The 22,779-nt window shown below is 53.4% G+C and carries 27 protein-coding genes, 1 tRNA gene and 1 pseudogene; 15 read left to right on the forward strand and 14 right to left on the reverse strand.

Translation table 11 applies throughout. The annotated features are described in order from the left end of the window. Positions 1-50 precede the first annotated feature (50 nt). The 4 genes from acsF to fmt are packed head-to-tail and all read left to right on the forward strand — an operon-like array spanning position 51 to position 4,983. Positions 51-1,133, forward strand: a complete 1,083-nt coding sequence (gene acsF / locus SIB73_RS04370; RefSeq protein WP_413402631.1) for a magnesium-protoporphyrin IX monomethyl ester (oxidative) cyclase — start codon at positions 51-53, stop codon at positions 1,131-1,133. Further along, the gene (locus tag SIB73_RS04375) at positions 1,133-2,581 is read left to right on the forward strand and encodes a TldD/PmbA family protein (protein WP_413402629.1); all 1,449 of its coding nucleotides are present in this window, start codon (positions 1,133-1,135) and stop codon (positions 2,579-2,581) included. The genes acsF and SIB73_RS04375 overlap by 1 nt, the downstream gene beginning before the upstream one ends. A 2-nt stretch (positions 2,582-2,583) precedes the next feature. Further along, a complete protein-coding gene (locus SIB73_RS04380; protein ID WP_413402627.1) occupies positions 2,584-3,951 on the forward strand; it encodes a TldD/PmbA family protein in 1,368 nt (455 codons plus the stop codon). A gap of 24 nt (positions 3,952-3,975) precedes the next feature. Further along, entirely contained in the window at positions 3,976-4,983 is a 1,008-nt protein-coding gene (gene fmt / locus SIB73_RS04385) for a methionyl-tRNA formyltransferase (protein WP_413406425.1), read from the forward strand. 26 nt (positions 4,984-5,009) lie between these two features. Here the strand turns inward: fmt and SIB73_RS04390 are convergent, their stop codons facing one another. From SIB73_RS04390 to SIB73_RS04405, 4 genes are all read right to left on the reverse strand, one after another. Beyond that, a complete protein-coding gene (locus SIB73_RS04390; RefSeq protein WP_413402625.1) occupies positions 5,010-6,131 on the reverse strand; it encodes a DEAD/DEAH box helicase in 1,122 nt (373 codons plus the stop codon). A 238-nt stretch (positions 6,132-6,369) separates the two neighbouring features. Further along, entirely contained in the window at positions 6,370-6,594 is a 225-nt protein-coding gene (locus tag SIB73_RS04395) for a hypothetical protein (RefSeq protein WP_413402623.1), read from the reverse strand. A 5-nt stretch (positions 6,595-6,599) separates the two neighbouring features. Beyond that, positions 6,600-6,935 carry a DUF6464 family protein gene (locus SIB73_RS04400; protein ID WP_413402621.1) on the reverse strand — a complete coding sequence of 112 codons (336 nt, stop codon included), beginning with the start codon at positions 6,933-6,935 and terminating at the stop codon, positions 6,600-6,602. 4 nt (positions 6,936-6,939) lie between these two features. Next, positions 6,940-7,659, reverse strand: coding sequence for a TerC family protein (locus tag SIB73_RS04405; RefSeq protein ID WP_413402619.1), 720 nt, complete (start codon positions 7,657-7,659; stop codon positions 6,940-6,942). 37 nt (positions 7,660-7,696) lie between these two features. On the opposite strand from SIB73_RS04405, the gene SIB73_RS04410 reads away from it, so the two are divergent. Then, a complete protein-coding gene (locus SIB73_RS04410; RefSeq protein WP_413402617.1) occupies positions 7,697-8,518 on the forward strand; it encodes a hypothetical protein in 822 nt (273 codons plus the stop codon). A gap of 71 nt (positions 8,519-8,589) precedes the next feature. Here the strand turns inward: SIB73_RS04410 and SIB73_RS04415 are convergent, their stop codons facing one another. Then, on the reverse strand, positions 8,590-8,913 hold the full coding sequence (locus tag SIB73_RS04415) for an MgPME-cyclase complex family protein (RefSeq protein WP_413402615.1): 324 nt from the start codon (positions 8,911-8,913) through the stop codon (positions 8,590-8,592). Next, complete coding sequence (locus tag SIB73_RS04420; RefSeq protein ID WP_413402613.1) at positions 8,913-9,659, reverse strand: pyridoxine 5'-phosphate synthase; 747 nt, start codon at positions 9,657-9,659, stop codon at positions 8,913-8,915. The genes SIB73_RS04415 and SIB73_RS04420 overlap by 1 nt, the downstream gene beginning before the upstream one ends. A gap of 132 nt (positions 9,660-9,791) precedes the next feature. Here SIB73_RS04420 and SIB73_RS04425 point away from each other — a divergent pair, with 132 nt between their 5' ends. From SIB73_RS04425 to grxD, 4 genes are read left to right on the forward strand one after another with little or no spacing between them, the layout of a single operon-like run. Further along, positions 9,792-10,487, forward strand: a complete 696-nt coding sequence (locus tag SIB73_RS04425) for a lysophospholipid acyltransferase family protein (protein ID WP_413402611.1) — start codon at positions 9,792-9,794, stop codon at positions 10,485-10,487. 25 nt (positions 10,488-10,512) lie between these two features. After that, positions 10,513-11,046 carry a hypothetical protein gene (locus tag SIB73_RS04430; protein WP_413402609.1) on the forward strand — a complete coding sequence of 178 codons (534 nt, stop codon included), beginning with the start codon at positions 10,513-10,515 and terminating at the stop codon, positions 11,044-11,046. Positions 11,047-11,103: 57 nt separating this feature from the next. After that, entirely contained in the window at positions 11,104-11,337 is a 234-nt protein-coding gene (locus SIB73_RS04435) for a BolA family protein (protein ID WP_413402607.1), read from the forward strand. Positions 11,338-11,361: 24 nt separating this feature from the next. After that, positions 11,362-11,685: a Grx4 family monothiol glutaredoxin gene (gene grxD / locus SIB73_RS04440; protein ID WP_413402606.1), complete on the forward strand. Its 324-nt coding sequence runs from the start codon at positions 11,362-11,364 to the stop codon at positions 11,683-11,685. A 267-nt stretch (positions 11,686-11,952) separates the two neighbouring features. Here grxD and SIB73_RS04445 read toward each other — a convergent pair whose 3' ends face one another. Beyond that, positions 11,953-12,222, reverse strand: a complete 270-nt coding sequence (locus SIB73_RS04445; RefSeq protein ID WP_413402604.1) for a DUF6761 family protein — start codon at positions 12,220-12,222, stop codon at positions 11,953-11,955. A 77-nt stretch (positions 12,223-12,299) separates the two neighbouring features. Here SIB73_RS04445 and SIB73_RS04450 point away from each other — a divergent pair, with 77 nt between their 5' ends. Continuing rightward, positions 12,300-13,064 (forward strand): response regulator transcription factor, encoded by a 765-nt coding sequence (locus tag SIB73_RS04450; RefSeq protein WP_413402602.1) that lies wholly within the window; start codon positions 12,300-12,302, stop codon positions 13,062-13,064. On the opposite strand, the gene SIB73_RS04455 is transcribed toward SIB73_RS04450, so the two are convergent. From SIB73_RS04455 to SIB73_RS04485, 7 genes and pseudogenes are all read right to left on the reverse strand, one after another. After that, positions 13,039-13,599, reverse strand: a complete 561-nt coding sequence (locus SIB73_RS04455) for a hypothetical protein (protein WP_413402600.1) — start codon at positions 13,597-13,599, stop codon at positions 13,039-13,041. The two genes, SIB73_RS04450 and SIB73_RS04455, sit on opposite strands and share 26 nt — an antisense overlap. A 3-nt stretch (positions 13,600-13,602) precedes the next feature. Then, complete coding sequence (locus tag SIB73_RS04460; protein WP_413402598.1) at positions 13,603-13,887, reverse strand: hypothetical protein; 285 nt, start codon at positions 13,885-13,887, stop codon at positions 13,603-13,605. 57 nt (positions 13,888-13,944) lie between these two features. After that, on the reverse strand, positions 13,945-15,495 hold the full coding sequence (gene crtH / locus SIB73_RS04465) for a carotenoid isomerase (RefSeq protein ID WP_413402596.1): 1,551 nt from the start codon (positions 15,493-15,495) through the stop codon (positions 13,945-13,947). Positions 15,496-15,523: 28 nt separating this feature from the next. Beyond that, positions 15,524-16,476: pseudogene (locus SIB73_RS04470) on the reverse strand (cation transporter). Next, positions 16,457-17,833, reverse strand: coding sequence for an FADH(2)-oxidizing methylenetetrahydrofolate--tRNA-(uracil(54)-C(5))-methyltransferase TrmFO (gene trmFO / locus SIB73_RS04475; RefSeq protein ID WP_413402595.1), 1,377 nt, complete (start codon positions 17,831-17,833; stop codon positions 16,457-16,459). Before trmFO ends, SIB73_RS04470 begins: the two are co-directional and overlap by 20 nt. Positions 17,834-17,890: 57 nt before the next feature. Beyond that, positions 17,891-18,013: a photosystem II protein Y gene (locus tag SIB73_RS04480; protein WP_413402593.1), complete on the reverse strand. Its 123-nt coding sequence runs from the start codon at positions 18,011-18,013 to the stop codon at positions 17,891-17,893. A 60-nt stretch (positions 18,014-18,073) separates the two neighbouring features. Further along, entirely contained in the window at positions 18,074-18,607 is a 534-nt protein-coding gene (locus SIB73_RS04485) for a gamma carbonic anhydrase family protein (RefSeq protein WP_413402591.1), read from the reverse strand. A 195-nt stretch (positions 18,608-18,802) separates the two neighbouring features. Here SIB73_RS04485 and SIB73_RS04490 point away from each other — a divergent pair. The 5 genes from SIB73_RS04490 (at position 18,803) to SIB73_RS04510 (ending at position 22,238) form a co-directional block, all read left to right on the forward strand. Beyond that, positions 18,803-18,874: transfer RNA gene (locus SIB73_RS04490), tRNA-Lys, on the forward strand. A 56-nt stretch (positions 18,875-18,930) separates the two neighbouring features. After that, positions 18,931-19,317: a response regulator gene (locus SIB73_RS04495; RefSeq protein WP_413402589.1), complete on the forward strand. Its 387-nt coding sequence runs from the start codon at positions 18,931-18,933 to the stop codon at positions 19,315-19,317. Between the two features lie 420 nt (positions 19,318-19,737). Then, the gene (locus SIB73_RS04500) at positions 19,738-21,132 is read left to right on the forward strand and encodes a glutamate decarboxylase (RefSeq protein ID WP_413402588.1); all 1,395 of its coding nucleotides are present in this window, start codon (positions 19,738-19,740) and stop codon (positions 21,130-21,132) included. 31 nt (positions 21,133-21,163) lie between these two features. Beyond that, complete coding sequence (locus SIB73_RS04505; RefSeq protein WP_413402587.1) at positions 21,164-21,862, forward strand: MarC family protein; 699 nt, start codon at positions 21,164-21,166, stop codon at positions 21,860-21,862. A 232-nt stretch (positions 21,863-22,094) separates the two neighbouring features. After that, positions 22,095-22,238, forward strand: a complete 144-nt coding sequence (locus SIB73_RS04510) for a hypothetical protein (protein WP_413439724.1) — start codon at positions 22,095-22,097, stop codon at positions 22,236-22,238. Positions 22,239-22,779: the final 541 nt, after the last annotated feature.

Consider the following 22,779-nt stretch of genomic DNA (forward strand, 5'->3'; position numbering starts at 1 on the left):
CGACTGTGTCGGGACTGCATTTACGATGAAGTGAAGACACGCTGGATCTGATGGTGCCTCCCACCGCTGTGAATACCGCAAAAACCGGGGGTTCCGGCGTCGCCGTGAAGGATCCGGTCAAAGACACGATCCTGACTCCGCGCTTCTACACAACGGACTTTGAAGCCATGGCGGAGATGGATCTCCGACCCAATGAGGCTGAGCTTGAGGCGATCTGCGAGGAGTTCCGCAAGGACTACAACCGTCACCACTTCGTTCGTAATGAAGAGTTCGATGGTGCTGCCGATAAACTTGATCCGGAAACAAGACGCGTTTTCATTGAGTTCCTTGAACAGAGTTGTACTTCAGAGTTTTCTGGATTTCTTCTCTACAAAGAGTTGAGTCGTCGCATCAAGGCAAAAAATCCTCTTCTTGCCGAATGTTTTGCACATATGGCCAGAGATGAAGCAAGACATGCAGGTTTCCTGAACAAATCCATGAGTGATTTTGGTCTTCAACTGGACCTTGGTTTTTTGACTGCAAACAAGAAATACACCTTTTTTAAGCCTAAGTTTATTTTTTATGCCACATACCTTTCTGAAAAAATTGGCTACTGGCGTTACATAGCAATTTTCAGGCATCTTGAAAAGAATCCTGAAAGTAAAATCTTTCCTATTTTCAACTTTTTTGAAAACTGGTGTCAGGACGAAAACCGCCATGGTGACTTCTTTGATGCCTTGATGAAGTCCCAGCCGGATACTGTCCGTGGTCTTCGTGCAAGGCTCTGGTGTCGCTTCTTCCTGCTGGCTGTTTTTGCAACGATGTACGTGAGAGACGTTGCGAGAAAAGAATTTTATGAGGCACTTGGGCTCGATGCCCGTGAATACGACCGCATGGTGATTGACAAGACCAATGAAACTTCCGCGAGGGTGTTCCCAGTGGTTTTGGACGTCAAGAATCCTCGTTTCTATGAGCGTCTTGAAAAAATAGTCACCAACAACGAATCACTCGACTCGGTGGATAAGACCCCTGCATCTGCTCCACTCAAATTTGTTCGCAAACTTCCCCACTGGGTTGCCAATGGATGGCAGATGGCCTCCCTTTTTCTGATGTCTCCTGTTCGGAGTGAAAATTATCAGCCCAGTGTTCGCTGATGCAGTCAACTCTTCAAAAATCTCCGGCTGGGTTCAATGATCTGGACCCAGGCCACCACCCCTGGCGTCAACGTCTCGACACCCTTCTGAATTTCGGAGCCAATGCAGGAGCTGATCTTGTTGAGGTGTTTCTTGAAAGAACTGATCATCTCGGCGTTCTCGCTGAACAGGACAGGATCACAAGCGTGAGTCCTTCTTTCGCGATGGGGGCTGGCATCCGCGTGTTCAGAGATGGGAGGGATGGTTTCGTCAGCACGAATGATCTCAGTGATCAAGGTCTTAAGGACGCTCTTCTTCAGGCTCTGGCCATGCTTCAGCTCGATGCATCAACTCTTGCTTCCACCAGCGGATTTGACGGGCTGGGAACGCTCCGTGATTATGGAATCTCGAAAAACAGCTGGCTAGACAGCACGCCAGATCTCAACACGATCACTCAGCGGCTGCTCGAGGGCACTCAGAGTCTGGGGAAATTCGGCCAGCATCTCGATGTGCGCCGGGGCAGTTTCGCTCGTGACTGGCAGGAAGTGCTTGTGGCGGCCAGTGATGGAACATTTGCCCGAGACATCCGATTGCATCAGTCCAGCGGACTGAGTGTGCTTGCAGCTGATGGTGAGCATCGATCCAGCATTGCCCGTCGTTACGGAAGTACAGACCGTCCAGATGACCTCTGCAACTGGAACGTTGATGCTTCTGCTCAGGAGGTCTGTGACAGCGCTGCCAAAATGCTCCGCGCCGACTACGTCGATGGCGGGCAGATGCCGGTGGTTCTAGCCAATCGATTCGGTGGTGTGATTTTCCACGAGGCTTGCGGTCACCTTCTGGAAACCACTCAGGTTGAACGTGGTTCAACACCCTTTGCCGACAGCATCGGAGACAGCATTGCCCATTCCGCTGTCACAGCGATTGATGAAGGCATGAGTGGTGGTGCATTCGGATCCATTTCCATGGATGACGAAGGCATGGAACCACAGAGAACCGTTCTGATCGAAAACGGGATTCTGCAGTGCTTTCTGAGCGACCGAGCCGGTGAAATGCGAACAGGTCACGCCCGCACCGGCAGCGGTCGTCGACAAAGCCACGGATTTGCCGCGGCAAGTCGTATGCGCAACACCTACATCGCTGCTGGTCCCCACAGCATCAACGATTTAATCAGCTCCGTAGACCACGGGCTGTATTGCAAATCAATGGGAGCCGGCAGCGTCGGTGCCACCGGTCAGTTCAACTTTTCCGTTGAAGAGGGTTATCTGATCCAGAACGGTGAACTCGGTCAGCCCGTCAAAGGAGCCACTCTCATCGGTGACGCAAAAGAAGTCATGCCGAGGATTTCCATGTGTGCAGATGACCTGGAACTTGCAGCCGGCTACTGCGGTTCTGTCAGCGGCAGTGTGTTTGTGACCGTTGGTCAACCCCACGTGAAAGTGGATTCAATCACTGTGGGAGGTCGCTGACCATGACAAGCGCAGCTCTCAACGTGTCCACACTTCAGGATCAACTTCAGGCTCTGGCACGTCGTGAAGGCATTCTCAAATGGGATCTTGGTGCCAGTCGAAGCAGCAGTGCATCGGTTCAGGTTGATCGCGGTCAGGCCAAACAGCTCAAGGCTGCACAACGCAGTTCAATCACGATTCGAGTCTGGAATCAGCAGGGATTGGTTGGAATCACCAGCACCTCCGATCTTTCCGATTCAGGTCTTGAAAAAGCGCTGATGGGTGCACATCAAGCCAGTTGTTTCGGTAATCCTGACGATGTTCCCGGTTTTTCCCCACTCGCCACTGCCCCGGAACCGGATCTTCATCGTCCTATTCAGGATGCTCAGGGAATTCAGTGTCTTCTGAAGCAGCTGCTGGATGCTGAACAACAACTTCTGGACCGTCATCCCGCAATTGGCACGCTTCCTTACAACGCCATGAATGAGGGAAGCAGCGAACGCATCTACATGAACAGTGAAGGTGCGTTGCGTCAGGCGCAGCGCACACAGGCGAGTGTTTTCCTGATGGCACGTGCTGAGGAAACCGGTCGCAAACCTCGCAGTGGGGGGGCCGTGCGCGTCGCTCTCGGCAGTCGCGATCTCGATCTGAGCGGTTGCATCAATGAGGCTGCTGAACGCACCATCAGTCATCTCAACTATCAGCCGATCGACACCGGTCGCTACCTCGTGTGTTTCACACCGGAAGCCTTTCTGGATCTGATCGGTTCATTCAGCAGCATGCTCAATGCCCGAGCCGTTCTGGACGGTGTCAGCCTCAGCAAGGCCGACTCGATCGGCCATCAACTTGCTGTTCCCTTCTTCAATCTCACTGACAACGGTCTTCACCCTGCTCACGTCGGAGCGATGCCCTTCGATGGTGAAGGAACCCCGACTCGGGCCCTTCCTCTGATTCGTGGAGGATGCCTGGAAAGCTTTCTGCATTCAGAAGCCACAGCCCGCCATTTCGGAGTGGATCCAACAGGGCATGCAGGTATGGGAGCCAAAGTGTCTGTCGGAGCTGATTGGTTGGAAGTGAGTCGCTCTCCGTCCATGACCACTGGAGCCGAACACCTTGATCACACCACAACGCGTGACTGCTTCGTCCTGATTGAAAGCCTCAGCGCTCTCCATGCCGGTGTCAAAGCCAGTCAGGGAGCCTTCTCTCTTCCCTTTGACGGCTGGCTGGTCAGAGATGGGGAACGGATTTCCGTCGAGGCTGCAACCGTCGCTGGTGATATCCGCGAGCTGTTGCATTCCATTGTCCACCTTGAATCGAAATCGGTGATCACCCATCAAGGGGTCAGTCCTCACGTATGGATCGATGGTCTGGCCATCACCGGTGAAGCCTGAAGACTCTCTGCTGAATCATTGGCCTTGAAGATTCTGTTCTGGGGCACCCCCTCCTATGCAGTGCCAACTCTGGATGCTCTGCACAGCGCCGGACATCAGATTGTCGGCGTTGTGTCCCAGCCAGACCGGCGTCGAGGAAGAGGTGGACAGCTGATTCATTCAGCTGTGAAAGAGAAATCTCTGACACTGGGACTGCCGGTATTCACTCCGGAACGAATCCGACGGGATCATCACTGCCAGCAGCAGCTTGCGAATCTCGGTGCTGATCTTTCTGTTGTGGTGGCTTTCGGCCAGATTCTGCCTGCAGAAGTGCTGGCGCAACCACCGCTTGGCTGCTGGAACGGCCATGGCTCGCTTCTGCCCAGGTGGAGGGGAGCTGGGCCGATTCAATGGTCGATCCTTGAAGGTGATGCCCAGACCGGTGTTGGCGTGATGGCGATGGAGGAAGGACTGGATACCGGTCCTGTGCTCATCGAAAGGAAGCTTGAGATTGGATTGCTTGAGAATGCCCACGAACTCGCGTGTCGACTGAGCCTGCTCACAGCTGAACTGATGGTGGAGGCGATGCCACGGATTGAAAAAGCGGGAGCCGGACCCGAAGAGGAACGACTCAGGAGGTTGGGTGTTCGCTCTCAGACGCAGGAGGTCACTTATGCACGGATGCTTGTTAAAAGCGACTTCCAGATCGACTGGTCCGCTTCAGCTCTGGCAATCCACCGCAAGGTGATGGGCCTTTTCCCTGGTGCCGTGACTCTCTGGAGAGGCAAGAGGCTGAAGTTGCTGGCCACTGAACCCTTGATTGAAAGGCTCAGAGATGAGCTCAGTCATTCCGCACAGCAGTTTTTAAGCCGCTGGCCAACCGGTGAACACAAACCTGGAACCGTTTTGGAGTGCAGTGACGCAGGCCTGGTCGTGAGCAGTTCGGGATGTCCGTTGCTGATTCGAGAAGCGCAGCTGGAAGGCAAAAGTCGCAGCAGCGGTCGTGCTCTGATTCAGCAGTTGCAGGTCAAAGCTGGTGTCACGCTTGGCTGACTGAGCCGGATCTTCCATGGCGTTTCTCAGCGTCTGCGCTGGCGGGATACGGCGGAAGCGCTGCGACGACTGCCTTGGTTGCTGCGTTGATGACTTCGCCGTTTGCCACCGCCGAGGTCAAGGGGCGGGGCGCTCAGAACCGTCGGCTCGAACCCCTTCACATTTTCCTTGCGTAAGGGCTCGCCTGTGAGTCGTTCGATCGCCTTGAGCAGGAGCGATTCTTCTGCAGCAACGAGAGAAATGGCATGACCTGTTTCGCCGGCGCGACCAGTGCGACCGATCCGATGGACATAATCCTCGGCAACGTTGGGAAGATCGAGATTGACCACATGCGGCAACTGCTGAATATCGATCCCACGTGCAGCAATGTCCGTCGCCACAAGCACCCGGACACTGCCCTGCTTGAACCCCTGAAGCGCACGGGTGCGAGCTCCCTGACTCTTGTTGCCATGGATTGCAGCAGCTTCAAGTCCTTCCTTGCTGAGTTTTTCCGCAACCCGGTTTGCTCCGTGCTTGGTCCGTGAAAACACCAGTACCTGACGCCAGTTGCCAGTTCTGATCAGATGACTGAGAAGTTGTGGCTTCCGTTTCATGTCACAGGGATGAACAACCTGCTCCACAGAGCGGGCTGTCTGATTTTCGGGCGTGACCTGAATCTGCAGTGGTTGATGCAGCAGTCCGGTGGCCAACTTTCTGATCGGTGGGCTGAACGTGGCAGAGAACAACAACGTTTGCCGTTGCTCGGGCATGAGGCGAATCAATCTGCGGATGTCATGAATGAATCCCATATCCAGCATGCGATCCGCTTCATCCAGAACAAGACATTCCAACCTGTCGAACCGCACAACCCCCTGCTGATGGAGATCCAGCAACCGGCCGGGAGTCGCCACAAGCAGATCAACCCCTCCCTGAAGGCGATCAATCTGGGGATTGATCTTGACTCCTCCGAACACCACATCACTCTTCAAGGGAAGGTGATGCCCATAAGCACGCACACTTTCATGGACCTGAGCAGCCAGTTCACGGGTGGGCGTCAACACCAGCGATCGAACCTGACCACGTCCGGCGCGCCTGCCATGACGCAGTCGTTCGAGCATCGGCAAGGTGAATCCCGCCGTTTTGCCTGTGCCGGTCTGTGCTGCTGCCATGACATCGCGTCCACGGATCACAACTGGAATGGCCTGTTCCTGGATTGGCGAGGGATGAACGTACCCTTTATCTCTCAGCGCCTTGAGAAGGGGTTCACCGAGTCCCAGGTCATCGAAACCGACCTGCGAATTGACCGTTGCAGTGGACTCGCCGATCGTGTTGGAGACGAATCCTTCACCTTAGAAGCCTGCCCATCCACTTCTGCCTGATCCATGTCGGAGCTTGAAGGAAACTTGCTCAGATGATTTTCCAAACGGCATTGGCCGGTATCTCAGGAGCAGCGTGTGGATCGGACGGCTCCTGCTGGGTCACCCGCCAGGCAGGAACCCTTGTATCGCGATAGTGACCGTGTTGAATCAGAACACCTTCCTGCTCGTCAGTGGTGGCATAGAAACCACCTTCCCAGTGGGATTTCTGATTCAGACCACCACGAAACCAGACCCAGCAACGTACCCGTTTCATCGATGTCACTCTGACCGGTGGATGCAACGCTCGCATGGACCTTCAGGAATCACAGCGCAGCGCATCAGCGGACTTCTGGCATTGAAACGGCAGGCAGGATCACCAATGACCCACCCGTGTTCAAACCAGCGTGCATCGTCAGGTCGCTTCTGGGGTTTCACCATCAGCACGACTGAATTCAGCTGGTATCGACCGGAACGGAGGCGATAACGGTGTCGGCGCTGCATCACAAGAAAACTGTCTTCTTCATGCAGAAACCAGCGGCCGGGCGACGGTGGTTCATCCAGTTCAACACGATCCAGAAGTTGATCACTGCCGGTCTGTCGGATCTCCACGAGCATCTGATCAGGACTCCTCTGCAGCGGAGGACTCACGTACAGAAAATCCCCACACCATCAAACAAACCACGGCGGCGAGAGTGACCAGTTCGGAAGGATGAAGGGTTGGCATTGCCATCATCGCCAGCAATTTCAAACCAACGAATCCAACAGCAAGGAATCCTGCTGTTTCCAGTCGTGGATAAATCTGCAGCCAACGAATAAACAAACCTGAGGTGAAACGCAAAGCAACCACACCGACCAGAGCACCCGTCAACACAAGTAGCAACTGATCACTGATGGCAACAGCGGCTGCGACGCTGTCGATCGAAAAGGCGAGATCCGTAATTGCGAGAGTCAGCACGGTCCGACCGAATCGGATCGGTTGAAACGGCGTTTCAACTGATCCTTCGCTGTTTTGCTCAACAGACTTGGTCCAGTGACTCAAACAAAGCCAGATGAGGTAGACACCTGCGATCAGCTGAATGGGTGGAAAAGCGAGGACGTATTGCGCCATCAGGATCAGTCCGACACGCAAGCCAAACGCCATCACGATGCCGAGATTCAAGGCACGGCGTTCGAGTCGTGGGTCGCGTTGCTCCCGAGCGATCGCTGCCAGAGCAATTGCATTATCCGCCGAAAGGATCAACTCGAGAGTCACCAGCACAGGCAACAACGGCAGCAGTTCACCCAGCTGGTCGACGTCGTCCAACCAGGCAGTGAGTGACGACAGAGCGGCTGTATCCATCTTCACAGCCTAGAAATGGGAAGCATTGATCAGTGGAATGCGCACCCACTCCCAGCTCTGCCATGTGACGTCAGACCGATGCGTTGTTCTTGTTGAGGCCTATGAGGGGACCACGCCGCTCGGGAGTGCTCTAGGTGAGGGTGGAACCGCTGCAGAGGCTGAAGACCAGGCACTCTCACGACTCCGATCCAGGCTTGCTGCTTCTGAAACAGCTCCGGTCGAAACGGCTGTCAACTCATCCTCGCAGCAGAGCGTTGCCGTGGGGATGCAAATGGCTGGTACCAAGCAGCCAGAAGCGATCCGGCGTGTTGCCCAGTCGCCGCAAACATCATCCGATCCAGCCAAGCAGACACCGATGACACAGCCGCCATCGGTACAGCCACCATCGGCACAGCCAACGGGTTCTGCAGATGGTTCAACGGTCTTGGAGAGTGCAATTGATCCGGAACCACCCAGTGAGTCACCCACCGATCCAGAGGACTGGAGTGAGGAGCTCACTGCCATTGATCTCGAACTCCAGAGGGTGGGATGGGACCGCGACAGTGAAAAGATCTACCTCGAACGAGCCTTTGGTCATGCCAGTCGTCATCGCCTGACCCGGTTCAGTGATCTTGTGGCTTATCTCAAACGACTACGCGATCTTTCAGCAGGTAGTGATCCTCAACACGCTGCGATTCCTCTCCGTCGATCCGATCTGGTTGCGCAAGGTGATGAAATTCTAAAACGTCTTGATTGGAGTCAGCAACAAGCCAAAGACTTTCTTCATCACCATGTACAGGCAAACTCACGGCAACAACTCACTGACGAACAACTCCTGAATTTCAACATGCTGCTTGAAGAGCAATTGATCAATACCTGAACTGCATCTTGCGAGAATAAAACAATCAACTTTGTAAAATGTCAATCTTCAATACGAATAAAACTACAGAGTCATGATCGGGATGTCGCTAAGGCATCAGGTATCTCAGGGCTTGGTGCTTCAAAACATCCCTCAAGAACAAATTCCAGCCGGAGTTTCATGAATGTGATGAAATTGGAATCTGTGGAGATCACAGCTGCCGCAGGCTGTGGAAGCTGATCGCGGATTGATTTCATCTGTGATGCGTTGAGAAAAGCCGGTTGTCGAACAAGCCAGAAGTCGACTTCCTTGCCATGTTCCTTGTAGTGACGTCTCCTTTCCTTGAGAACTTCCTCCAGAGGCTCCTCCTCTGTAAGAAAACGATCGCTGGCTGCAACGAAGTAATACGTGGTCATCAATTTTGGCTGGCAAACAAGGGCTCACGGCGTGGATTCTGAACGAGGGAGCGCATCTCACTCACAGCCTCCTTCAAACCGACTGCCAATGCTCTTGCGACAATGGTGTGGCCGATGTTCAGTTCTTCCATTCCCTCGATGGCCGCAATCGGTTCAACGTTCTGATAGGTGAGTCCGTGACCGGCATTGACTCGCAGACCGAGGGAGCGGGAGTAAGCGGTGGCTTCGGTCAGGCGAGCCAGCTCATGCGGCTGATGTGTCCAAGCTGCCTCCGCATAGGCACCGGTGTGCAGTTCGACCCAGCGGGCTCCGGCATCGTGACAGGCCTGCAACTGTTGCTGATCTGGGTCCACGAACAGGCTCACTGGAATCCCTTCGTTGTGGAGCTGTTGCACCATGGTTTTGAGCTGCGGGAGCTGACCGGCCACATCAAGCCCCCCCTCGGTGGTGACCTCTTCACGCCGTTCAGGAACGAGTGTGACCATGTCCGGTTTCACGCGCAGTGCGATCTGGATCATTCCATCGGTGGCTGCCATCTCCAGATTCAACCTGCTGCGGACTGTTTGCCTGAGTAGATCCACGTCTCTGTCCTGGATATGACGACGGTCTTCGCGCAGGTGCACGGTGATGCCGTCAGCTCCTCCGAGTTCCGCCAGCAGAGCCATTGGAACAGGGTCAGGTTCCACGGTGCGCCTTGCCTGACGGACATTGGCGATGTGGTCGATGTTCACCCCGAGGCTGGCCACGCTGTATCGATGAAAGGTGTGAATCCTATTCAGCATGTGATCCGAGACGGCCGAAGGACCAACTGCCCAGTAGAGGGCTTGCTATTCAGCCTTCCCCGGTAATTTCTCAACAGTGGACTTTCGGTTAAGGCGGTGTCCAGCAGCCTGACGACGCGCTCAGATGCCCTCGACACAGGGATCGATCCCTTCTGGGCTCCTCTGGCCATGGTTGTCACCCAGGATTTGGCACTGCATTACCTGCGAGAAAGAATTGTTCTTGGTGCAGAAAACCTTCCAAGAAATGGGCCTGTGCTGCTGGCCCCAACACACAGAGCTCGCTGGGATGCCCTGATGATCCCGATGGCTGCTGGCCGACGGATCACAGGACGCGACTGTCGTTTCATGGTCACAAGAACAGAGATGTCGGGATTGCAGGGATGGTTCCTGCATCGTCTTGGTTGTTTTGCAGTCGACCAGGACAAACCCTCGCTGACAACCCTGCGATTCGCACTTGACCTGCTGGAGACTGGTCAGCAACTGGTGGTGTTTCCCGAGGGACGCATCAACAGGACCGATGCACCGATTGTTCTGGAGCAGGGCTGCGTGCGACTGGCGCAACTTGCTCAGCGCAGGGGGATCGATGTGCAGGTTGTTCCTGTCGGTCTGGCCTACAACCCTGCTGTTCCAGGACCGCGCAGCCGCTCGGCGATCAGTTTCGGGCCTCCTTTGCTTATCCAAGGCAAAGGCAAGGAGGAAGCCCTTCACTTCAACCGTCTTCTTGCCGAACGCATGCATACGGCTGAACAAGCGGCCCGAGAGTCCATCGGACGACCGCTGGAATGCACTTAAAGTCCGCGCATTCAAGATTGGTTTCATGGGCACCCGCCTTCTTTGCTCAGCGATTGCCCTGACAGCGGGATTCTGCTTCTCACCCGCATTGGCTCAGATGGGATCAGATCCATCGAACTCCGCCACAAAGGTGCTTGCATCCAGTGGATCCGGATTCAATGTCTCATCCGTTGAAGCCATGATTCAGCGAGGTGATGCGGCGGTCGCCTCCGGCAATCTCGTTCAAGCGAAGAAGGATTACGACAACGCCCGCACGGCATCGAAGCAGCTTCTCGCCTTCTACAGGGATCTCTCCGGTTCATTCCGGGGGCTCGATGCACGCATTCCCAGGGAGATGGATACCAAGGGACGTGAAGCTCTGGCTCTTCTTGCCGAGTCGAATCTCCGTCTCGCAGCATTGTTCCGCCGCCAGGGTCAGCCGGAAATCGCTGTGCCTGTGCTGGTTGAGGTCGTTCGTCTGATGACACCGGCAAAACCGGAAGGCCAGAAGGCTTATCAGAGTCTTCTTGAACTTGGTTTTGTTGATACCCCTTACCGCGGTGCTGGTGCTGCTGAGTGATTCAGTTCAGTCGAGTCATTCATCTGCCAGCATCAATCGAGTCCATGCTCTGTTCCAATGGTTCAGCCTGAAGCTGTCACCTCCGCCATCCAACGCGCACTTCCAGACGCTCAGGTGAGTGTTGAGGATCTGACCGGTGGTGGTGATCATCTTCAGGTGAGCGTTGTTTCGACTGCTTTCGACGGTCTCAACCGCATCCGTCAACATCAGCTGGTGTACAGAGCACTGAGGGAGGAACTGGCTTCAGAGGCCATTCATGCCCTCGCTCTGAACACTTCCACACCCAACTGATCCGTTTCACATCGCCTGATTTCCATGGACAGCCAAACTCAATCACGCATCGAGAGCCTGATCCAGTCAAGCCCGATCTTTGTGTTCATGAAAGGAACGAAACTGATGCCCCAGTGCGGTTTTTCCAACAATGTTGTTCAGATTCTGAATGCACTGGGCGTGAGCTTTGAGACTTTTGACGTTCTCTCCGATCCTGAGATACGCCAGGGCATCAAGGAGTTTTCCGACTGGCCCACAATCCCTCAGGTGTACCTCAAAGGTGAGTTCATGGGCGGCTCTGACATCCTCATCGAGATGTACAACGACAACACGCTGAAGGAGAAACTTGAGATTGCGCTGGCAAGCTGATTAATCCAGCGGAGATTCACGAAGCTTTTGTTGCAGCGAAGCTTTTTTTGCAGCCGATGGTTATCTCACCAAATAACTGAGTTTTTCAACCAGTCCTTGGAAGTTGCCAAGAATGCTTGTTTGTTGAAAACTCGTGATCATCGGGTTGAACAGCCAGGCGTGTTGAATCAGTGGATTGGCAGAGGCGAATCTCTGCTCAACGTGAATCAATGAGCTCCAGGAAGCGTTCCATACGAAGAAAACCACTGTTGCCCATGCCCTGAAATTTCAGTACTGATTCGGGTGTCTGTACAAGGTGCTCACATCGCCATCGGGACCGATGAAACTGGAGGGATCCAGTATCCAGCGTTCAATCAGGGTTTCCAGCTTGGAGAGCTCCCTGGAATCGAGATCACCGGTTCGTCGCAGCGCATGGAGATAGCCGTCGGCGTAAAGCCTTAACTCGGAAGGACCGTGGTAACGCGTTGTCAGCTCCTGACAGGCATCACAGAGCGCCTGGAAGTGGCGAATGGCCTCCGGGTGCTGAAGAGATGTCATCTTTGGTGAGGACGGCAGCCTCTGTTACCAGCGTGCCTTAGGAATGGCATTAGCGTAGGACGGCTTTCGGATGCCCTGTGACCTCGTCCTCCCGCGATCTTCTCGCCCATGGAACCGGTCCGGCTCCTGTGCAGCAACTGACTGTTCCGGCGATTCCCACTCGTGAACCGGCTCGGGTGCTTGTCGTTGAGCCCCATCCGACACTGCGCACGGTGCTTGTGCAGCGGCTCCGGCAGGACGGCCATCTCACTGCAGCGGTGTCGTCGTCCAGGGAAGCCCTTGAGCTCTGCCAGGAGCAGTCTCCAGATCTACTGGTGAGTGCTGAACTGCTTGAACAGAGTTCTGCTCTGAGACTTGGCCAGCAATTGCGCTGTCCTGTGATTGTGTTGACAGCCCGCAGCGGTGCTGAGCCTGTTGTGGGACTGCTCGATGACGGAGCGGATGATGTGCTGCGCAAACCCTTCGGGCTAGAAGAAATGGCCGCCCGTTGTCGCACTCTGCTCAAGCGAGGTCGCAGCGGTCTTCAGGAACGCGTTGCCGTTGGCCCGCTAGAGGTGCATCTGCTTCTGCGTCAGGTGACTCTTCGGGAACAACCCGTTGAATTGAGCCCTCGCGAATTCGCGCTGCTGTGCGCTCTGCTGATGCCTCCCGGAATGGTGCGCAGCCGTCAGGAGCTTCTGAGGATGGCCTGGCCTCCCTTCAGCGGTGGTCCACGATCAGTGGATACTCAGGTCCTGACGCTCCGCCGCAAACTTGAACAAGCGGGTCTGGGCGAAGGCGGCGGCATCACCACCGTTCGTCAGCAGGGGTATCGCTTCAGCCTGGATAACCTTCCGGAATAACCAGCCAACCGCACGTCACGGCCACAGCTGCCGCTGATTCGATGACCAGCATGCCAAGGGCCAAACCAAACAGCAATTGGTAGGTCCAGGGTGGCGTCAATCGACCGATCGATCCTGTTCTGAGACCGGTTCGCTCTTCAACGATTAGGAGGAACTTGTCAAAGTGCTCAAGCCGTTGCGGGAGCAAACGCTGGCCGTGGTTGAAGGTGGTGAGGTAGTAAACCGTTCCTCCCTGGCTTGTACCGACTGGAACAAGCCTCTTGATCTCTTCCCACCGCAACTGCCAGCCCCGGCGAATCAACCAACTGCACCAGGTGGGATGGCCAACGCTGATGCCATTGTCATCCAGGCTCACCTGCTCGCTGAGCATGGCCAGAACCAACAACAGTCCTATCGGAGCAGCACTCCAGAGGATCAGCTTCAAACCCGGTGGTGCCATCAACGGCAACGGCAGAACCAGTGCCAGGTACACACTGATCAAGGTTGCCCGAATCAACGGTGACAGTTGAAACCGCTCCTGTAGGGCAACGGTCATCGCTCAGCGATCCTCCGGTGATCCCGGCAGTGGTTCAATCACATCATTGGGTTGGTAATCGCCATTGAACACTTCCCGCTCGCGACCCTTCCAGAATTCACCGAGACGCATGAGGTCTGCGTGGGCCTCCTGGATTGATTTCAGATAGGTCTCAGGAGACATCTGATCACGAGCTTCCTTCAGCTTTGAGAGCCGCAGCATCTGAAGCATCCACGGTTTACCAAGTTCGCCACGTTGTTCCAGGTAGCGGGCAAGTTCAGCTGAGCTGGGCTGTCGGGCCGGTGACATGGAGATGCATTTCTCGCTCAGACCTTACACAGATCAGGAGGTCTGACGTTGTGAGATTCAGGCGGGAAGGGCCCAGGGATTCAACCCCAGATCTGCACCGATTCGATGGCTGCAGGCATAACCGCTGAAGGCAACGGCGTTCAATCCCTGGCCCGGGAAACAGGAGTCTCCGACGCAATAAAGACCTTTCAGGCCTGTTCGATTGAATGGCATCGGCAGCAAACCTGGCAGTCGGCCTGCAGGAATTGGCCCATAGGACCCCCCCATCCGCCCGAGGAAGCGACGATGGGTTCGGGGGGTACCCACCTCCTGAAGTTCGATGGCCTGCGACAAACCCGGAAGGATGGACTCCAGTCGCTCAATCAGACGGGACGCGTCGTGCCGCTTTTTTGCTCTGTAGTCCTTGGGTTCGAGATCATCCCAGTGCCGAATATCACTCATCGTGAACGTATGCACGATATGCCGACCCTCAGGCGCCAGCAGTGGATCAAGCAACGTTGGAATGGATACGAAGATCACACCCTGCTCAGCTTCAAGGTCGTCCCAGTTCTCCAGGAGCAGGTGATGGCAGTGGAAGCCATCAGGTACAACATCAGCCTTGACACCGAGGTGAACCGAGAGAAATGAACTGGATGGTTGATACCGACGCCGCCAGGTGGTTTCAGCGGAAGGGGTGTGCTCTTTTGTGACCAGCGTGCTGTCCGGTGAACCTTCTCCTGCAAATGTGTCCCAGCGGGTGGCATTGCTCACAATCCTGTTACCCCTCAGCTCTTCACCATCGGAAAGCTCCACGCCCACAGCGCGACCCTGCTCGATCAGCACCTTCTTGACACGGGCCCGGTAGCGGATCTCGCCTCCGTGGGCTTCAAGCCCTGCCACCAGCTTCTCGGCAATCGTACCGACACCGCCTTTGGGATAATTGATGCCACCGGCATGGCGATCAGAGAACACCATGCCGGCATTGATCATGGGTGTTCGATCAGCCGGCATCACCGACCAGCAGAAACATTCCATATCGATCAGACGAAGCAGTTCCTGGTCGCGGATGTGCTTACGAGCCACATCGCCTACGTTGAAGGGCAGCCAGCGAGCCAGTCCCAGACAGGCGAGTGGGGCTCGAAAAAAAACCTTGGCCAGGTAAGCCGGATCCTCAAGCGAGAGTAGCGGCATTGCATCGAGACAGCGAAAGACCTGCCAGCAGGTGTCGTAAAAAGCCTTGATTCCTCCCGCCTCGTGGGGAAATCTGGAGCTCATGCGCGTGATGAATCCCTCGTAGTCACGATCCACGGCCATGGTCAGACCATCGGGCAGGTGGTACTCCAGCTGCACCGGATCCGGGACCGTTTCACAACGCTGCCCAACATCTGCTAGGGCTCGTGTGAGCAGGTTGGTGTGCCCATGCTCACCGAAACCGAAAATCATCGAGGCGCCCACATCAAAGGTGTACCCCTTGCGCTGAAAGCTCCCACCGGATCCACCGGGAATCCGATACTGCTCCAATACAACGGTTCTGGCCCCTTTGGCAGCCAGCTGAGATGCGGTGACCAGCCCTCCAATGCCTGAACCGATCACGATCACATCCCAGTCTGGGTTTGAGCTCACGGCCACACCTCAGAAATTGCTGCAGCCTTAGACCCTAGGCAACACCGGCCGCAGCGAAGGGCGGTGTTGCGGTCAGAATCACCTCTGTTCGTCCAGGACAGGCCAACAGGGACTGGCATCTTTCCTGAATACGATCACGGATCAGATCGATGGCGCCGCCGTCCATCGGTTGACTTGGATTCAGATAAACAACCACAAAAGCCGTGCGACCTACCTGGTAAACCGTGAGATCCAGAAGCCAGCAGGACAGCCCTGCCAGAAGATCTTCAAGGGCCAGGCGGGTGCTGCGGATGAGGTCGCTCTCAGCCGAGGCGCCTGCTGCCTGTCCAAGGGCGGTCATGAAGCCCTGCAACGGTTCACGCACCACCAGAAGACTCACCACCAGGACCAGCAAAGAGTCTGTGACTGGAATCAAACCAGACAACATGGTGCCCTGCAGCAGTGGTGCAGCAAGCAGCGCCAGACCTGTCAGACCGCTGATCAGACCATCCAGTCGCGCTGCCTTGGCTTCGGTGAGCAGGATCTGAGAATGTCGCCCTGTGCGACACCAGTCGTGATGATGCCTCCAGGCAAGACCTCAGCAGGAAGCCACCATGGCAATGGAATACCAGGCAACGGGTCCGAGCCGTACGGAGCTGACGGCAACCCCGTAGGCGTAATCAATCACTGTGCTGAGCGCTGAGATCGCAGCGAAGGACAACACCCCCATCAGCAGCAGAGAACGAAAAAGCACGTAAAGAGCTTCCTGCCCGTCGTAGCCATACGGATAGGCACGATCCGGCGGTCGAACCACGTTGCGACTGATCCTTGCTGCCACAAGGCCCGAACCCACCATCACTGCTGAATACAGGCCGTCAAGGAGGAGTGCGTAGGAACCCGAAACAAGGTGAACACCGACCCCTGCAACAGCCATCAGTGCATGGCGTAGACGCCGATCTTCAAAGAACGGCGCTCAATCAGCCGCTCTTCAGGCCGGACAGGCGACATCAAAAGACTCGTGTTTCTCTGTTGCTAGCAGCAAATCCTTCAGGGCTCTGTCCCTGTAGGCGCCATAGCGAAGCCGTTTGTCCCTGATTTTTTGCGGTAAAGCAGGCAACAGGCCGAAGTTGGGGGGCATCGGCTGGAATTTGCCTGATGGTGCCTCACTGATGAAGTGGGTCAGTGCGCCAATCATGCAGGTGGGAGGCAGATCGATGGTGGGTAGACCCAGGGCAATTCGTGCAGCATTGGTGCCAGCGAGCCAGCCACCGGCAACTGCAGCGGCATACCCCTCAGTTCCTGTGATCTGCCCCGCTGCAAGAAGACGTTCACGCTCTCTGAACTGCAGCGTGGGCTTCAGCAACTCTGGTGCCTCGAGGAAAGTGTTGCGGTGCATCACTCCGAAACGCACGAATTCAGCCTTCTCAAGACCTGGAATCATGCGAAGAATTCGTTTCTGTTCTCCCCACTTGAGATTCGTCTGGAAACCAACCAGATTCCAGAGTCGACCGTCTTTATCTTCCTGACGAAGCTGGACCACTGCGTAGGCGCGTTTGGCCCTCCGTATGTCGCGATCGTTGACATCTCCCCAGCGCGGATCCCAGAGACCAATCGGCTTCAGCGGTCCGTAGCGCATGGTGTCTTCACCACGGCGAGCAAGTTCCTCGATCGGCAAGCAACCCTCAAAAAATGTGGCGCTGTTTTTCTCGAAGTCCTTGAGTTCAGCTTGCTCGGCAGCCAGAAGCGCCGATCGGAAGTCCAGATACTGGACCTGATCCATCGGGCAGTTGATGTAATCCGCATCCCCCTTGTCGTAGCGGCTCGCTCTGAAAGCCTTGTCCATATCAATACTTTCACCGTCGACGATCGGACTTGCCGCATCGAAGAAATGACAGTCATCACGGCCGGTGAACTCGCGAAGATCATTCGCCAGTGACTCACTGGTGAGCGGTCCTGTCGCAAGCACAGTGATCTGGTCTTGATCAGGAAGGGACATCTGTTCACGACGTTCAACCGTGACCAAGGGATGCCGTTCAAGAATCTCAGTCAATGCAGCGCTGTATCGACCTCGGTCGACAGCGAGAGCACCACCAGCTGGGACAGCGTGGGCATCAGCGATTCGAATCACCAATGAACCAAGACGACGAAGCTCTTCTTGAAGCAGGCCAGCAGCGCGGTCGCTGCTGAGAGCTCCGAAACTGTTGCTGCAGACAAGCTCAGCGAACTCACTGCTGTGGTGCGCGGGAGAACGCTTCAGCGGTCGCATTTCAACCAGTCGGACAGATATGCCTGCCTGGACTAGCTGCCAGGCGGCTTCCGTTCCGGCCAGACCTGCACCGATGACAACGACTGGTCCGTTGCTCAAAATTTGATGTCAACCGATCTCAACCCTATCGATTGGGTCGCGACCGGTCGGAGAAGCTCAGACCTCTCCGCGTTTCAGCATCATCTGCAATTGCCCGATCGCTGCACGACTGATGTTGTAACCAGCCCATCCAAGGGCAATCAGAATTGGAGCAGCGACAACGACAACTCGTAAATCCATAGGTTCAAGGGATGGTCAAAAGATATTAATGAAAGCTGGCCGAACAACGAACCGAAAGCGTCAGGCCGTTTGGTTTTGCAGCATTTGAGCCCAGCCGGCAGCCAGCTGCGAGTAATTCACAGCATGGTGTATCTGCTCAAGTACGGCTGCGTCGCTTTGTTCACGTTTCACCTGGGCAGGAACACCGGCCACAAGACATCGTGGCGGAACGTCGCGGGTGACGACTGCACCGGCTGCAACGAGAGCGCCTGCACCAACGGTGACACCGTTAAGAACGATCGCTCCGATACCGATCAGACATCCGTCCTCAAGAGTGGCTCCATGAACCACAGCCCGATGCCCGATCGTGACATCCGATCCGATGAGCACAGGAGAACCAGGGTCTCCATGCAGAACAGCGCCGTCCTGAACGTTGCTACGAGCACCGATGACAATGGAAGACATATCACCTCGAGCAACAGCGGTCGGCCAGAGACTCGCACCAGCCGCAATTTCGACATCACCCATCACAACAGCGCTTTCAGCGACCCAGGCCAGAGGGTCAATGGATGGAGTTGCGACGATCAAACGCTGTGCAATGGATGGATCAGTCATCAGCTGCCAGCTCGGGACGTGATGTGCTGATTCAAGCGGGTGGGGGGAGAACCTGAACGAGTCGGTTATGAGTTACAAGCCGCTGCTCACAGATCAGGATCACGGCGCACTTGGACGATGGCTTGCCAGGGTGATATTTTTCTGTGGTGCCTGAGGGCACTGCCTGTTCCGGACCCCTTGCTCCGGCTCAAGGAAGGGTCGCTAGCTCAGCGGTAGAGCACTCGGCTTTTAACCGATTGGTCCTGAGTTCGAATCTCAGGCGACCCATTTCAGCCGATCTTTCAGGATCCAGCCATGATGGTTTCTGAAGCCATGGACTACCCATGAGTGGTCAACCACGTGTTGCATTCGTCGATGATGATCCTCGACTTCGCAGCTTGATCGCAGAAGAATTACAGGATCAGGGGGTTCTGCCTTTCGCATTCAGCACAGGCCAGGAACTGCTTGATCACTTGGATCGTGAACAAGTTGATCTGATTCTGCTCGATCTGATGATGCCTGTCATGGATGGATTGACCTGCCTACGACATCTCAAGGAGCGTGAACAAGAGGTGCCAATACTCGTTGCCACTTCCTTCAACGACGAGATCAAGCGACAGGAGTCAATCGAAGCAGGAGCAGCCGACTACATCAACAAACCTGATCTGTTTGATTGTCTTCCTGAGCTACTGGACACACACCTAAAAAAACGTCGAAACACACGTGATTAAATTAATTAAATATCGACTAATTAAATAAAAATATCGATAATACAGAATTAATTTTCACCCTCAGGAAGCTTCTGCCATGCCAAGAATTAGCCGTCATGATTGAATTAAAAGTTTGAAGCTATTCCATTGAAGTCGCGACCTGAATGCTTGCAAGAGAAGAAATTTGACAGTTCAACTCAATTCTTTTAAATAAATCAACCGCCTCTGATTAGCAAATAATCGAAGACAATAAAGAGAAAGTTGTTGCACTCAAATAATCAAAGCAGGATAAACTTGAATCGCACATGTGAACTTCTGGTACAGGAGAGCATCAACAAAATCAGAACAGAATCCATAACAACGGCGAAATATTTCAAATCAGATGCCCATTGATTCAATTCGTAGCTAAGGGTGAGACAAAGATTCCTATCAGCAACCAAGATGGAGAACTCGAATCCAGAACTGGATCTTCAAACCAACCTTGGGCATCGCCTGGTCCAACGAAGCATGACATGGGTTGAACTGCCTCGCTACGAGCTCTCCAAAGAGGGTATCCAAGGAGATCTTGCCTATCGATTGATCCACGATCATCTGTTGCTGGACGGCAACGCAATGCTGAATCTCGCAACGTTTGTTGGCACCTGGATGGAGCCTGAGGCTCTTCATCTGATGCGCGAATGCGTAGATAAAAATATGATTGACAAGGACGAATATCCACAGACAGCGGAGCTTGAAAATCGATGTCTGAAGATGCTGGCTCATCTCTGGAATGCGCCTGATGCCGAACAGGCGGTTGGAACATCGACAACTGGATCAAGTGAAGCCTGCATGCTCGGAGGAATGGTGCTCCGATGGCATTGGCGTCAAAAGCGAAAAGCGATGGGCTTGAATGATCAACGCCCAAATCTTGTCATGGGAACCAATACACAGATTTGCTGGGACAAATTCTGCGCATATTTTGATGTCGAAGCACGAATGGTACCGATTACCAGAGATCATCTGCAGATGACAGCGGAGGGCGCAATTGCTGCCTGCGATGAAAATACAATTGGTGTTGTCGCAGTGCTGGGAAGCACTTTTGATGGAAGCTACGAACCTGTAGAAGCGATTCAGAATGGATTGGATCAATTGCAAAAAGACAAGGGACTCGATATCCCAATTCATGTTGATGGCGCCTCCGGTGCGTTCGTGGCACCCTTCAACAGTCCAGATCTGAAGTGGGACTTCAGACTCCCAAGGGTGAAATCAATCAATACAAGTGGACACAAATATGGAGGAGTTGTCCCAGGGGTGGGATGGGTGCTGTGGCGTGGACAGGATGACCTACCCGAAGAGCTTCGTTTCAATGTGAATTATCTAGGAGGTCAGATGCCAACAATTGGGATGAATTTTTCGCGACCAGGAGCTCAAATCGTTGCACAATATTTTAATTTTATTCATCTCGGCCATGAAGGATATTGCCAACGTATGAACACCCTCGAAAAAACCGCTACATACCTGGCTGAATCAATTGAGATGATGGGTCCTATGAGGCTGCTAAGTCATCCAAAAGGACAGTTGCCTGTTTTTGCCGTGACCTTAGATGACTCGATTGATAAGTGGAGTGTCTTTCAACTTTCTGATCATTTACGCATGCGCGGCTGGCAAGTGCCTGCCTACACGATGCCGGCTGATTGTGAAGATATTTCCGTTCTACGTTTTGTAATCCGTGCTGGATTTACACGTGATATGGGCGAACTTCTGCTTCAGGACATACGAAACGCCATAGCCTGGTTCGAAAAGCTGGATACACCTATGCCTGATCCAAATCCTGACCATCAGTCGTTTCACCACTGAAAATAATCAATAGCCGAATAAGCCATTGGCAATGGAGGTGCAACCGCTGATTAACCCAAATACATTTCATGATTATCTAACACGATTACTGGCAATCGGCAATAGCGTATCGGCATTAGGGGCATTTCTTTTACTGACAAAAGGAATGCCTCGGAATAAAATCAATCAAATTATTTTTATTAGCAGTTTAACTTGCTTGATAACACTTGTAGGCTTCATGTTTATCGGGACAAGGATACTTAATTTCTTTGGAATTTCAATTAATGCTTTTCAGGTAGCTGGTGGAATCCTACTGGGGAAAGTCGGACTTGAAATGCTGGGGCACAGTCCAGAAAAAATCAATGATCCAAAAAGCAACAATCAAAAAATCAATTTGCATAGGATTGATAGCCAAAATATGTATTCTGAAGCAGTTGTGCCAATAGCCATACCACTGACCATTGGAGGAGCAACACTTTCAGCTATAGTTTTATTTGCAGAAACCGCAGCACAAACAGAAACATCTCACGAACTTCTTGCAGCGATTGTGATCTTGGTAATCGTAAATTACGTTATTTTCAGGTTTAGCGCCGGGATTTTCAACTTACTAGGGTCAATGGGTATAAATATTTTTATCAGAATCATGGGAATTTTCACATTATCCATCGGCATTCAGTTTTTGGCTCAAGGCCTAGGCGGCTTTTATCTAAAATATCGCGCCATGGAAATACCTGTTGTTTCGATGATGTGATCAACAAATGAATGAGTATGAGCAGAGAAATTGAAAAAAATAAATCAGTTAGCGACAATACATCAAGGGAAAGCATTCATGAGTAATTTGAAAATAATTTAGATATTGAGCGTTTGCGAAGAGAATACAGCTGAAAACAGAAACATGAAACAGTGCGTGCCAATCACCATTGACCGGTAAAAAGATTTATGAATTATAAAAAAGCTTACTCCAGCTTTAATTGTATTAAATAATGGCACGCATCATTCTACTAAAACAAGTGAAAGCCGGGCAACTGCAGCGCCCAGAATTTGGCGATGTGAACATCCAGCATGTATCCACTATGAAAACCATTTTTGCTTCTTTTAAAACTGAGTTGTTCCATGCTAAGGAATAATTTAATCTTGTAGACCGGCATTCAGGCCATAGCTTTAAATCGCATTCAATCTGAAATCACCAGATATTTACACAACTCTGATGATTCGATCCCAATTGTAGTGGTGTGATTTGAGTATTTTACGCAGCAGAAGGACATGCATTAAGTCCATGTCCAAAAAGTCAAGTGAGTGCTACCAATAGGTTCCAGAAACATCGATGCAATGGCAGCGTCCCCGATTGTCTACTACCAACGCGTTCAGGCGCTCCCCGAAGAGATTTATAGGCACCATCCCTATAAAGAAGGCTCAGACCCAAGGATTGGAGCTGCCATTGAGGATCTGAAAAAGGCTTCCGATAATTTACGAAAAGCCAATATCTAATTCATCAGTCACAATGTCATGGTGGTGGCCATCAACACTTAGACGTGCTTACTCCCAATAACTCACTGTTCTGAGACGGGTTACTGCGTGGTGTTGCTGGGATCAACTGCATTTCTGTAGGCATATAGACACTCGTACGTACCTCTTCCGGACACTGGTGAATTTTTAGGTCTTCTTAGT

This window comes from Synechococcus sp. MIT S9509 (genome assembly GCF_047303035.1).
Taxonomy (GTDB): domain Bacteria; phylum Cyanobacteriota; class Cyanobacteriia; order PCC-6307; family Cyanobiaceae; genus Synechococcus_C.